We start from the raw sequence: 13686 nt of genomic DNA, 5'->3' as shown, positions 1-13686 counted from the left end.
AAAACCAGTGTAAGATATTTTCAATTATAGGGGTAGCAATAAGGGAGAAATGGCGTTAATAAAACAGCAAGTTAGCGTGTAGTTAAACAAAAAGTAAACGCACAGAACTTACTTTAATCACTTTTTAATCACTGTGCGTTTGTTGTTTTATAGCGCTGTTATTTATAAGGGCTAATACTTGAGAGGCCAAAGTTACTTTGCATAATGACTTTGCCGTCTATGCCTTTAAGTTTTAGTGAAATAGCCGGGTCGGCTTGCTCCCAGTCTATGCTTAAATCGCCATAATTTACGTTATGAGTGAAGTCGCCTACACGGTGTTTATTTGGGCTAACGTCTTTCCACTTTTCAGTTAAGCCTGAGCTGGTCATTTCAATAAGCGGGTAATCTAGGTTTTGATCGTATTTAGATATTTCGCCCCAATGCGTGTCGCCACTAATGATCACCACCCCATTGACCTTATGTTTTTTTATAAGCGCAAATAACCTATTGCGATCCTCTGGAAAATTAGCCCATGATTCCCAGCCAGTAAAGTCAGGCAATAATTGAAGGCTTGATGCAATAAGCTTAATTGCGGCTGGCTTTTTAAGCTCAGTCTCGAGCCATTGCCACTGCGCCTCACCTAGCATAGACGCTCCTTTAACCTCTGTTGGGCTATAAGGGCCTTGGTTATTTAACTTACGCTTGGTGTAATACTCAAGCTCGCTTACGTGATTAAGTGTGTCACGGTTCCAGCGTAAATCAGGCATGATCACCTGTACAGTTTGCTCGCCTTTCCCATACGTATACGAGGTGTAAATACCGTCTGAACGTGTTCTGCGCTCAGAGTTTGCGGGCTCTTCCCAAAAGTCGAGCATAATTTGGCGCGATTGCTCTTTATGCGGGTATTCTTTTCCGGCATCGTTTTGACCAAAGTCGTGGTCGTCCCACATTGCAATGATGGGTGTATTTTCTTTTAGGGTTTTAAAGCCGGATTTTGCGCCTAATTTTTGATATTTATTGGCAAGTACTGACATATCGTTGGTGTCCCCGTAGATATTGTCGCCTAAAAATATAAATAAATCGCCCTGCTCTTTGTTTATAGTGTCGAATAATGGAATGTCTTTGTCTTGATGCCCGCACGAGCCAAACAATATTTTTGATGGCGCAGCCATCGCACTTGAGCTTATAACTAACGCAAGTGTTGAATATAAAACAGGTTTTAATCGCATTTTCATTTTAAGATCTCTTTAATAGCGGGTGCCATATTCGGGTTTATTTTGTGGGGGTGTAGCCCAAGCGCCTCAAGCACCGTAGCCGCTATTTGCACTTGTTTAACATTGTTAATTTTTATTAAGCCATTTCCTTTAATTGCAGGGCCAATTGCGCCAAGCCAAATATGCTCTGAACCAATAATCCCTTCTGGAAATGCTTTTTTACCCTGCGCTGATTTAGCTAATGCCTGTTTAGAACTATGATGTTGCCAATCGTTTGCATTACTACCACGGCCGTGATCGGTTGTGATAATAAGCGTAGTTTTATTTTTATAACCCGGGGTACTTTGAATGGTTTGCCATAAGTCTTTTAAAAATGCATCGCTTTGTTTGGCTGATTTTAAGTAGGCGTCGTAGTGACCATCGTGGGCAAAATCATCTGTTTCACCTAAGCTTATTACCAGCAACTTGGGTTGTTTGGACAACATGTAGGCTTTAGCAAAGCGGTAGGTAAAACTGTCTAATCGTACATTGACCCACGGGCTGGGGATCTCTTTTTGCAGTGCATTTAAAAGTGGGGCGTTATCAAATAAATTGTTTTCAATCGGCATAAAGCCTGCGTTTACATAAACGTTACTGCGCTGGGTATTTACAATGTATGGAAACACATCCCAGCTACCAAACAATGCGGTGCTGTTTTTAAATTCAGGGTGTGTGTTTAAACGCTCTAAAATGGTTTTATTAGGGTTATAAACTTTATCGTTGCTGTTTATGTTTACATCTACTTCGCCGCTTAAAATTTCGTTATAACCGGGGTACGAAAAGTACCACGGATTACTTACCGACATTGTAGAACCCTTTTTTCTATCGCCAATAATAACGCCCTCTTTTGCAATCGTTTGCGTTAAAAAAGGCATTAATAATTGCTGACGTTTTTGAGGGTTTTCATCCCAAAATTCATCGTGTAGTTGGGTCGGCTGCTTAACAAAGTCTTTATTGCTAATGAGGTTTTTATCAGCACCACTAAATACCTCTTGCCAGCGCACGCCATCAAGGGTCACAAGAACAACGTTTGTGTCACTCGCGCACACAGCGTTGGCAAGTAAAATAAAGCTCGCTGCAATTACTTTCAATATTGTTTGCATGGTTTTCTCACCTTGCGTTTAATAAAAAGCCCATCAATGTGATGGGCTAATATTAACGTTATTGATTATTTAAAAAGTTGCGGTAAAGGTAACCGCCGCCGTGCGTGGCGCACCAATAAAGTAAGTAGTGCCGTTGCCTGTACCGCCAGCTAAATAGCTTTCGTCGGTCACGTTATAAACAACAAAAGCAATATCAATGGCTTTAAATGGACCCGCATTAACATCGGCTGCGTAACCTGCATTTAAATCAAGCACGGTGTAGCTATCTACGTCGCCACGCTCACCTGTGTACTTAGCCGACAAACCAAAGCGGAAATCGCCACTGTAGTAATCGGTTGAAAGCACAAATAAGTCATCTACAGAGTCAATAACCTTTTCACCGGCTTCAAAACCAGGTGCATCCCCTTTGTATTCAGAATTATTATTTGTATACGAGCTATAAAAACTCCAATCAGGGCTTAACATGTAACTTGCTGAAAGCTCTAACCCTTGTGATTCAATACCGCCTACATTTAAGTAAGAGCCATTTGTACCAATGGTGTAGTCAATACCGCCTGTGTCACTGCCCGGTGCTATAAAGGTAATACGGTTATCAAACTCTATTGAATAGGCTGTAGCGGTCAGTTTAAGTGCGTCGTTTTGGTAACGAACGCCTAGGTCAATATTTTCAGCCGTTTCGGGTTCAATCGCTGATAAATCGGAGCTGTCGCGCTCAAGTACACCATCTTTTATGGCTGCAAAATTTTCGCTGTAACTGGCAAATAACTCGGTTGAGTTATTTAATTGATACACAACACCGCCACTAAATAGCACGTCAGAGTCGCTATTAACTTTAGCGGTTGTGGCATTTTGGTAATGGTCAAACTTTTCAATATCAACAAGGTATTTTTTTACACCCACGTTGAGTGTTAAATCGTCAAATATCATTGAGTCTTGTGCGTACCATTTTAGCGTATCTGCCTCAAACGTATTTTTGTATTGAGTCCAGTATGGCGTGCTATCAAAATGGTGGTAAATGCTGGCATTAATCACTTTATGCCAATCACGCGACTCGTCGCGGTCACTTTGCTCATACCAAAAACCGGCTTCTATGTCGTGCATACCAAAGGTAGCTTGGTAGTTGGCTGTTACACCTAGGCGGTCTTTTTTGTAATGGGTGTGACGATACGACATAACCGGTGTTGCACCGGCATCGTAACACGCAGGGTTTAGACCAGGGCCCGACTCCCACGGCCAACTTAAACTAGCGGTACAGCCGTCGTTAGGCGCAAGCGGATTGCCATCGCTATCTACAAAACCATACGAGCCCGCGTTAGTACCGCCCTCAGTTGTTGGATCACCGTTTTCATCTACTGGGGTTGTTAAATAAGGTGGGATCCAATCACCACGCCCTGAGTTTTTATGATAATAAGGGCTAACAGTAAGTAAAGATGTTGGCGAAATAGCGTATTCAAACTTTAAATACGCTAGCGTATTTTCGCGAAGTGTGCCCCAACCTTCTGCAAACATTTGGTCAAAATGCGGAACGCCCGTCCAATTCCACGTCAGTTGATCCCAGTCAGGCGTTTGCTCAAATTGGGCCAGACTTACACTGTTATAATTTGTTTCGCTAACGTCATCGTATGATATGCGCCCAGTGATGGTTAAATCACTTAATGTGGTAACAAATTTAGCTTCGGCGTGTTGGTTGTCTTTGCCACCATTACTACCCGAGCCAATCCAACGGCTGGTATCGGTTTGTGAGTAACTAACGTAAGCTTGGGTGTTATTAAACAGCGTACCCGTTTCGTGTTTTAAATAGTATCGTGTTGCATCGTGACTACCTGATGTGTACGCAAAAGTAGTGCTTTTTTCAAGGCTTGGTGCTTTACTTACAAAGTTAAATGTACCGCCTAGCGCTTCAAGTGATGCCGATTTAATATCAGAGGTGCCTTGGCCAACCTCAACGGTTGCAAGGTTTTCAGAGTCTAGGTAGCGATTTGCTTTTGCCCCGCCGCCATAATTAGAGCCGCCATTTGGAATACCATCGACTGTCATACCTAACTGTTGCTGGTTTGAGTCAATACTAAAACCACGCATGGTAATGGTGGTAGACCAATCGTCACCGCCAAATGCATCACCTTCGTTTATGCTAATGCCTGGCAAATTATCAATAACCGACAAAACACTTGAAACCGTGCTTTGCTGCTCTAACATAGCAGGTTCAATCACATTATTAGCGTAACTGGTTGGCTTTGCCACAACAGTAACTTCTTCAATAGTGGTGTCGTCGTTAGCATAAGCAGATGTTGATACCGCCATGGCAATGGCCATGCTCAAAATCGATTTACTCTTTAAAGCGTACATTGTTGTCCCGTTTGATTTTATTAATGGTTTATTATGAAAACGGGCACAGTATGATTTTAAAATATGACAATAACGCTTTGTTTTATTGACATAAAGATTAAACAAATATGAGAGAACGATGGCGAAAATATGTAAAAAAAAAGACACTTAATAACCTATTAAGTGTCTTTTTCATTTAATTACTACAAATTACTTAAGCTCAGCCAGCATCTCGTCGCTGTAAGGCACTAACTCTTCGCCGTTAGTTACTTTGCTAATATAATCTGGGTTTGCAATTAGTGGGCGGCCAATCGCAATTAAATCAAACTTACCTTCATTAATTGCGTCTTTTGCTGACTCAAAGCTGTAGCTACCTACGCCTACCAGTGTTCCTTTGTATCCCGCACGTAAAAACGCTGAAGTTGTTTTGCCTTCAAGCGATTCGAATGTTGTGCTGTCATCAAAAATACCACCGTGCAAATAAGCAAGATCTCTTTTTTCGAGTTCAGGTAATAGGTAATCAAAAACCGCTTTGTCACGGTTATCTTCGCTCATATTAAAGTAAGCGCCAGGTGTTACACGCAATGCTGTACGCTCGTTACCTACTGCGGCAATAACTGCATCGGTGACTTCAAGGGCAAACCTAGCCATGTTTTGCGGTGTTTGGCCATACTCATCTTCACGTACATTGGCTTCGTAATGTAAAAATTGATCAATCAGATAGCCGTTTGCCCCATGAATTTCTACACCATCGAACCCAGCTTCTATTGCATTTTCGGCGGCTTTCGCAAAATCTGCTATCAACGATTTAATATCGTCAGTTGTCGCGGCTTTTGGCGTGATGTAAGTAAGCTCACGCATACGGGGTACCGAACCCTCTACACCTATTGCTGAAGGGGCAAGTACTTCACCATCAAAAAAGTGTGGATGTGCAACACGGCCAACATGCCACAGTTGAGCAAACATTTTACCGCCATTTGCATGAACAGCGTCAGTCACTTTTTTCCAACCTTGAATTTGCTCGCGTGTAAACAAGCCTGGCGTTGTTGGGTAGCCTTGCCCGTCTGGGCGAATAATTGTCGCTTCGCTAATAATTAATCCTGTGTCTGCGCGGCGTGCATAATACTCAATCATATCTTGCGTTGGCACTAAATTTTCGTCAGCCATACAACGTGTAAGCGGTGCCATTAAAACACGATTTTTAAGTTCAATCGTGTCGTTTAATCGATATGGTGTAAGTAAATCTGTGTTCATTTTATAAATCCTTGATTAAGTGTATGCATACTAAGTGTGGCCTTTTTGACAACATTCAAGATCAATTTTGAATGTTTGCTCAAAATATACTGACTTACCTCTAAAACGGATCTACATAACAAAAATAATTGTGAAGTTTTCAACACTGTGTCACATAACTCGATATACTTGTAGCCTATAAATATAAATTGACAGCAACAAAGTGAGCCCATCATGACAAGCGAAAATGCAACCGACAAACACGACGTAATTTTAGGCCTAGGCGCCAAAAAGCGTCTCGCGTTTATGTTTGAAATCGTTCAGCAATACAAGCAAGTATGGATTTTAAATGACGACGACGGCTGTGTAATGCTTACCAATGAAGATGACGACTGTGTACCTGTGTGGCCAACGCGGGAATTTGCCCAAGCATGGGCAACCGGTGAGTGGGAAGGCTGTACACCTAAAGCAATTCCGACCGCTGATTGGTTTAGCCGCTGGACACCGGGCCTTGAAGAAGACGACCTACTTATTGCAGTATTCCCAACCGAGGAAGACGACGGCACCATTTTATTTCCTGATGAATTTGAAAAACAGCTAAAAGCACCAAAGAAAAAATACTAAATAACATCCTTGTTAGGTGTATAAACGCGGTGTTAAAATAGCCGCGTTTTTTATATCTGCTTTCTAAAATTTAAATAAGCCTGAGTGATTGCCTTAGCATCTTCAACTTGAGGGTAATGCCCCAGATCAGCAAACCCTTGTACCCGCGCATTAGGTACTCTCTTTTTATAGTGCTCAAGCATGTGTTTACCTGAAATTGGGTCTTGCTCACCTGCAATAAATGTAACCGGTATATCGCTATTAATAATGGCCCCAACCCAGCGCTGCTCGTTTTGTTTTCGCTGTGTAATGTAATTAATAAGTTTGGGCATAACACGCAAACCATTATTATGATTTAATAGCGCCCAAAACGTATCAATTACCAAAGGAGCTGGTGGCGTGTTTTTTCCAAATATAGTCGTTAAGTTTTTAGCAAATTTTTGTTTGCTCATTAGCTTAGGGACTATCCAACCAAGTTTTGAAAGAAGTAGCTTTTGAATAAATAACGGTTTATGTACGTGTGGAAATAGCCCACCATTTAAAAAGCACACACTGTGTATACGTATTTCACTTTTAGTAGCAACTTGCCTTGCTAATAGCTCTTGCGCTACGGTATCACCATAATCGTGGGCGAGTATGTGTACATCGGTAATATTTAAACACTTTAAAAATTGCGTGTATAAATCAGCCTGCTCCGTAATTTTATAAGTCGCGTTTATTGGTTTATCCGAAAGCCCAAAACCCAGCATATCAAGTGTTACTAAAAAGTAGTGTTTAGTAAGTTCATCCCACATACCTTCCCAGTCCCAGCTAGCACTTGGAAACCCATGAATTAAAAGCAGCACGGGTTTATTTGCAATCCCTGCTATTTTAGTAAAAATTTGCTGGCCGTTGATATTTAAAAACTGACCGCTTGATTGCCATTGTGTGAGTGTATACATGTTGTTAGCCCTAATAGGTGGTTTTAAATGTTTTAACACAATTACAGATAAAGTCCGAAAAGTAGTCTAAAAACAATACAACCTATAAATTTAATGCTTTATCATTAAAAAACGTCAGCTTACTTATATTTACTGCCACTAAAAAACTCAATTACACTGCTGAACAACTTACTATTTAACAAGGCGTTTAGTTTGTTTTTAACTTGTAACTTAACTATTAAATGCTATATTGAAATGTATAACGAGGTAGCATAACTTCAACTAATATCATGCAAAAGGATTAATAAATGGCTTTGCAAAGTAGAGCTAATAAAGGAGTGATACTGGGTACTTCGCTTCAGGTTTTAATCCTCATTATAGGTGTTGTTTTCACCTACTTCCAACAAATACAACATCAACAAACATTAGACACAAAAGTACTAGCGGCTTTAAACAACGAGCTAACAAACTTATCTGTGGGCATAAACAACAGAATGGAGCTATATCAGTACGGGCTATTTAGCCTGAAGGGTTTTATACAAGGTATTGGTATTGAAAACTTAAACTACAACACAATCAAACGTTACTCAAACGCAAGAGATTACGCACAAGAATTTCCGGGAGCTAACGGCGTTGGGTACATAAAAAAAGTAACCCAGAGCGAACTACCCGCTTTTATAACTAAAGCAAAAAACGAACGCCCCGATACCCTATTTAACTTTAAAACATTGTCTGAAAACAAAAGTGATCATTTTGTAATCCAATATATTTTTCCTGAAAGTAACAATAAACAAGCAATAGGATTAGATATTGGCTCAGAAACTATTCGTAAACGTGCAGCATTAAACGCAGTTTTTGCAAATGCTGCTCAATTATCTGCACCTATTACGTTAGTACAAGCAGATAAAAAAGCTCATCATGGTTTTTTGATTCTATTACCTATTTATAATAGTAAGATCACGTCTGCATCTAAAGATGAACGGCTAGAAGCGCTCCATGGCTGGGCATATTCCCCTTTGCTCATAGATAATATTTTAAACTCATTATTTGATATTAATGAAAACTACTTAGCCATTAGCGATCTAAACGATGCAACTAATGTGGCCTTTTTTACATACGGCGATAAAACAAGTAACACTGAGTTTAAAGTATCCACTGTTACTAATGTGATCGGCCGTCAGTGGCAAATAACTTTACATGGCTCTCATGCGTTTATAGAAAACCTGCATTTGCCTTATCAATATCAAGCACTCGTAAATGGTATTTTTTTGACGCTAATTGCTATGTTAATTGTGCTTGCAATCCAGTTACAATTTTTTAGAAAAGCCCAAAAAGAAAATTTAAGACGTGAAGCCGAGCAGGCACATAAAAATATTCTTGAACAAGCCAATTTGAAACTAGAGACTGATGTAAAGCTACGAACCCAGCAAATAGCCGATATTAGTATGTTGCAGCGCAGCATTTTAGACAGCGCTAGCTACACCATTATAGCTACCGACATAAACGGTTTAATTACCGAGTTTAACCCCGCTGCAGAGAAATTGCTGGGCTACAAAGCAAATGATGTCGTAGGCAAAAAAACCTGTAGCATATTTCATTTAGAAACAGAGCTGATAAGCAAAGCAAAACAACTTAGTTATGAGCTAAATAAAATAGTTAGCCCAGGGTTTGAAACATTGATTGTAAAGGCAACCCCCGCAGAACCCGATGTTAACCAATGGACCTTTGTAGACTCTAAAGGTAGGCATATTCAAGTCAGCTTAAGTGTTACATCACTGCTTAATAACAGGGCTCAAGTTGTTGGTTTTTTAGGTATAGCGTTTGATTTAACGCAGCAAATAAAACACGAACAAGCACTTGCCCGCGCAAAAGAACTCGCAGAGCAAAGCGCTAAAACTAAATCGGAGTTTTTGGCGAATATGAGCCATGAAATACGAACTCCCATGAACGGTATTTTAGGCACTCTGCAGCTGCTGCAAGAGCAATCAATGAATGAAAAATCAACAGAGTTTTTAAAAAAAGCACTCTACTCTACCCGCTCACTAACCACCATTATTAACGATATATTGGATTTTTCAAAAATCGAAGCTGGTAAACTCACTCTTGAGAACAAAAGCTTTGAATTAGATGAATTAATACATCATTTAGAATCTGATTTGTTAGTACCCGCTCAAGAAAAAAATATTTATTTGCAATTTAAATCAACAATAGAACATAAGTACTGGTGTGGTGATGCTGTTAGAATAAGGCAGGTTTTTTTAAATTTAATATATAACGCAATTAAGTTTACGCATAAAGGAGGCGTCACCGTTGAGTTTAAACTTACTGAGAATGAGCAAGTTTGCGTTATTGTTTCAGACACAGGTATTGGCATACCGCAAAATGTAGTGAACAGGTTATTTGAGCGCTTTGAACAAGCCGAGTCTTCAACAACGCGTGAATATGGTGGAACCGGGCTTGGGTTGCCAATCACTAAGTCACTCATTAACCTTATGGGCGGCGACATTAAAGTAACCAGCAAAGAAGGGATTGGTAGCCAGTTTTATGTTTATTTACCATTAGAGAAAGCGCAAAAAGCGTTGGAAAATGAAACCCTAAATGATTTAGCGCTTCCCGATCTAACCAATAAAGTTATTTTAGTTGCTGAAGACAATAAAATTAATCAATTAGTTGTAAGCGCCATGCTTGAGCCTGCCGGCGCGCACATTGTCATTGCTAATAATGGCCAAGAAGCCGTAGAGCTTTATAAAGAACGATTGCCTAGTATAATTTTAATGGATATTCAGATGCCTAAAATGGATGGCTTTGAAGCATGTAAAATTATTAAAAAAATAGATGAATCACAAATTATAATTGCACTGACTGCTAATGTGCTTTCTGAACAAAAACGCTTATACGAAGCGCTTTTTGACGGATATGTATCTAAGCCTATTGAAAAACAAAAATTAATAAACGCATTGCATATTAAAAATAGCCGATGAAACACTGTTATATTGGCAATATATAAACGACAGTTATAAACAGTAAGCTTTATGAGGGGTAACATGCTACGGTTTTTATATGTTTATTTGTGCTTGTTAGCATACTTACCTTTTCACGCTAATGCACAAATGCTTAATTTACAACAAAGCACTGAAGTGAACTCGCCTATATGGCGACAGGTTAACTTAAATACGCCTAAAACCGGTGAGCAAGTAATTAATGCTTATCTTGGCACCCAAAATTCGCTTGTTTCTTTATCGGAAAAGCGAGGGCCCGCAATTGCAAAAATACCACTTTCAACGAATACGTCTACTCGTTGGTTTATTTTGCCCAACGCAAATTACCTCGATGAAGGATATGCTTATTGGCAGGATTCAGAGGGAATTCGTTTAATTTCAGACTTTTCACAAGGTAATTTATCTCAGTCAGCAATCATAATGCATGGCCAAGCGTTTCAACTAAACCTAAAAGCAAACTCCCAAGGCGTACTATGGCTTTATTTAAATGCCAACCATTATGCTAAACCAGTAAGCGTAGCAATTATTGATGAGCCAACCTTTATTTATCAACAATTCTTTGTAAATTCACTGAGCATAATGTCCATCACCATTATGCTTACCCTCGCCTGCATGGCACTCATTCTTTATTTAAAAACAGGTCAAAATGTTGCGTTATATTGCGCAGGTTATATTGGCTTGCACGGTATTGGTTGGGCGTTTGCCGCCGGCGTTTTTGGCGTGTTTTATAGCTTTAAAAGCATAAACTCGCACTATCTTGGTATGTATATTTTTTCGTTTGCAATATCTTCAGCCAGCGCATTTGCTTATTACTTATTTAATTTTCACTCGGTTGAAAAAACACGAATAAGCCAATTTTTAAAGTATTTTTCGTATGCCGCGTTTGTTAGTGGCTTTATAAACCTTGTGTTACCTTTTCATTGGGTATTTTATTTAGCACACACCTTAGCAGCAATATGGGTGGTGCTAACGCTAGTACTTGGCTTTAAAATGTTGAGCCTAAACGATTTTAGAGCAAAGTATTTTTTAACCGGTAATATTATTTATAGCCTTTCTCTTGTCGTGTTTATTTTAGCTCACCTTAACTTAATCGTAACCGCCTCGGCTGAGTTATGGGTTTTAATTGCACTCGCGATAGATTGTATTTGTATATTACTTTCACTTTCTGAATGGTTAAAAATAAAGCAAAACGATTATATTGATGCCCTCGAACAATCCCGCATTGACCCGCTCACAAAAGTAGGTAACCGATTATTACTACAAGAAAAGCTAAATACTATTGGCACGTTTTATTTAATTGTATTTATTGATTGTGATGGTATGAAATCAATAAATGACCAATTAGGTCATGCCAGTGGCGATGAGTTACTTATTAACGTTACTAAGTTAATTAAAAAAGGATTGGCTAACTTAGGGGATGTTTATAGAACCGGTGGGGATGAATTTATCTGTTTATGTAATGCCGACTCTTTAGAAAACCTTGCTGTAATCGAAAGCAACACGGCTAAGGCACTCAATAAAGTACATATTCAGCTACAGCAAAAGTGGCCAGAATCAGGATTAAGTTTTGGTATTGCCAGCAGTAATGAATGCACTGATTACAAAGCGTGCTTTACCTTAGCTGATGAACGAATGTATGCAGTAAAATATGCCCGAAAAAATAGCACATCGAATAGCCAACAAGCCACACAGCAAACTTAGTGCACAAAAAAGGACGCCATAAGGCGTCCTAATATAGAATGATGGTGGAGGAAGAGGGATTCGAACCCTCGTTAGGGGTTAACCTAAACACACTTTCCAGGCGTGCGCCTTCAGCCACTCAGCCATTCCTCCACAGTGTTGCATTGCAACAGCGCGTTATAGTATGAAATAGGTTACTCAGGTGCAAGGCATTTTTAGTATCTGGCTTTTAACTGCTCACTAATCATACCAATTACATCAACACGTTGAGTTTCAATGACTATAACTCTTTTAGGCACAAAAAAAGGGACTGAACTTCAGTAACCTTTTTATTAATAGTGCGTTTTATTATTTTGCCATGTTAGCTGTAAAATCTAGCATGCGATTAAGTGACTTAAGTGCCCCTTCACGCAAATCCATATCTACAAATACTTCTTTACCTTGAGGGTCTATTAAAGCCTCCTCAATCGCTTTTAAGCCATTCATTGCCATCCACGGGCAATGTGCACAACTTTTACATGAAGCGCCTTCACCAGCCGTAGGAGCTGCAAAAAACTCTTTCTCTGGGCAGAGTTGCTGCATTTTATAAAAAATACCTCGGTCAGTCGCTACAATAAACTTTTTATTAGGCATTGTTTGCGCCGCTTTTATAAGCTGGCTTGTAGAGCCAACCGCATCGGCAAGTGCAACAATTTCAGCAGGTGATTCGGGGTGAACTAACACGCCAGCATCAGGGTGCAGCGTTTTCATGTCTTTAAGTGCTTTAGTTTTAAACTCATCGTGAACAATACATGCGCCATTCCACATGATCATGTCTGCGCCAGTATTTTTTTGAATATAGCTGCCTAGGTGCTTATCTGGGCCCCAAATAATCTTTTCACCTTGCTCGTCTAAGTGCTCAACAATCTCAAGGGCACAAGACGACGTAACAATCCAATCAGCACGTGCTTTAACCGCCGTTGATGTGTTTGCATAAACTACAACTTTTCTGTCTGGATGCTGATCACAAAATGCTGAGAACTCATCAATTGGACAACCAATGTCTAACGAGCAGGTTGCTTCAAGTGTTGGCATAACAACTGTTTTATTGGGGGTTAATATTTTTGCTGTTTCACCCATAAAACGTACGCCTGCAACAATGATCATGTCAGCGTCATGTCGCGCACCAAAACGCGCCATTTCTAAAGAATCGGCAACACAGCCACCTGTTTCTTCAGCCAGTGCTTGAATTTCAGGATCTGTATAATAATGCGCTACGAGTACCGCGTTTTTATCTTTAAGTAATTGCTTAATACGTGCTTTATATTCGCTCTGCTCGTCTTTCGTTAACGGTGCTGGCTTTGGAGGGAAAATATAGCCTTCAGGCATAATAGTTTGCGCTAAACTCATGTTCTCGACCACTTATGTACAGTGTATAAATTACGGCGAATTATACGAGAATAAAAGCATAAATAACAGCAAACTGGTTAAGCTGTTTATAAAAAAGAGAGTGGAATTTTAAAAAGGAATATAACAAATGGTGGGTCATGATGGATTCGAACCATCGACCAATTGATTAAAAGTCAACTGCTCTACCAACTGAGCTAATGAC

Annotated in this window: 9 protein-coding genes and 1 tRNA gene; 3 read left to right on the top strand and 7 right to left on the bottom strand. The window is 39.7% G+C overall.

Annotation, left to right across the window (positions count from 1 at the left end; all coding sequences use genetic code 11):
* Positions 1-158: 158 nt before the first annotated feature.
* The 4 genes from KZZ04_RS10295 to KZZ04_RS10280 form a co-directional block, all read right to left on the bottom strand.
* On the bottom strand, positions 159-1214 hold the full coding sequence (locus KZZ04_RS10295; RefSeq protein WP_219422665.1) for an alkaline phosphatase D family protein: 1056 nt from the start codon (positions 1212-1214) through the stop codon (positions 159-161).
* The gene (locus KZZ04_RS10290; protein ID WP_219422664.1) at positions 1211-2335 is read right to left on the bottom strand and encodes an alkaline phosphatase family protein; all 1125 of its coding nucleotides are present in this window, start codon (positions 2333-2335) and stop codon (positions 1211-1213) included. The genes KZZ04_RS10295 and KZZ04_RS10290 overlap by 4 nt, the downstream gene beginning before the upstream one ends.
* A 69-nt stretch (positions 2336-2404) precedes the next feature.
* A complete protein-coding gene (locus tag KZZ04_RS10285; protein WP_219422663.1) occupies positions 2405-4681 on the bottom strand; it encodes a TonB-dependent receptor in 2277 nt (758 codons plus the stop codon).
* Positions 4682-4870: 189 nt separating this feature from the next.
* A complete protein-coding gene (locus tag KZZ04_RS10280) occupies positions 4871-5914 on the bottom strand; it encodes an alkene reductase (protein ID WP_219422662.1) in 1044 nt (347 codons plus the stop codon).
* Positions 5915-6127: 213 nt separating this feature from the next.
* On the opposite strand from KZZ04_RS10280, the gene KZZ04_RS10275 reads away from it, so the two are divergent.
* Positions 6128-6517: a DUF2750 domain-containing protein gene (locus KZZ04_RS10275; RefSeq protein WP_219422661.1), complete on the top strand. Its 390-nt coding sequence runs from the start codon at positions 6128-6130 to the stop codon at positions 6515-6517.
* Positions 6518-6567: 50 nt separating this feature from the next.
* Here KZZ04_RS10275 and KZZ04_RS10270 read toward each other — a convergent pair whose 3' ends face one another.
* Positions 6568-7437 carry an alpha/beta fold hydrolase gene (locus KZZ04_RS10270; RefSeq protein ID WP_219422660.1) on the bottom strand — a complete coding sequence of 290 codons (870 nt, stop codon included), beginning with the start codon at positions 7435-7437 and terminating at the stop codon, positions 6568-6570.
* Positions 7438-7724: 287 nt separating this feature from the next.
* Here KZZ04_RS10270 and KZZ04_RS10265 point away from each other — a divergent pair, with 287 nt between their 5' ends.
* Positions 7725-10397, top strand: a complete 2673-nt coding sequence (locus KZZ04_RS10265) for a CHASE domain-containing protein (RefSeq protein ID WP_219422659.1) — start codon at positions 7725-7727, stop codon at positions 10395-10397.
* A 63-nt stretch (positions 10398-10460) separates the two neighbouring features.
* Positions 10461-12116, top strand: a complete 1656-nt coding sequence (locus KZZ04_RS10260; protein ID WP_219422658.1) for a diguanylate cyclase — start codon at positions 10461-10463, stop codon at positions 12114-12116.
* A 42-nt stretch (positions 12117-12158) separates the two neighbouring features.
* Here KZZ04_RS10260 and KZZ04_RS10255 read toward each other — a convergent pair.
* Positions 12159-12248 (bottom strand) — tRNA-Ser (locus KZZ04_RS10255).
* A gap of 195 nt (positions 12249-12443) precedes the next feature.
* Positions 12444-13484 (bottom strand): quinolinate synthase NadA, encoded by a 1041-nt coding sequence (nadA, locus tag KZZ04_RS10250; RefSeq protein ID WP_219422657.1) that lies wholly within the window; start codon positions 13482-13484, stop codon positions 12444-12446.
* Between the last annotated feature and the right edge of the window lie 202 nt (positions 13485-13686).

Source organism: Pseudoalteromonas sp. CR1 (genome assembly GCF_019392235.1).
GTDB lineage: Bacteria > Pseudomonadota > Gammaproteobacteria > Enterobacterales > Alteromonadaceae > Pseudoalteromonas.
Note: the sequence above shows the minus strand (reverse complement) of the source record. Positions and strands in the feature narration are given on the sequence as shown.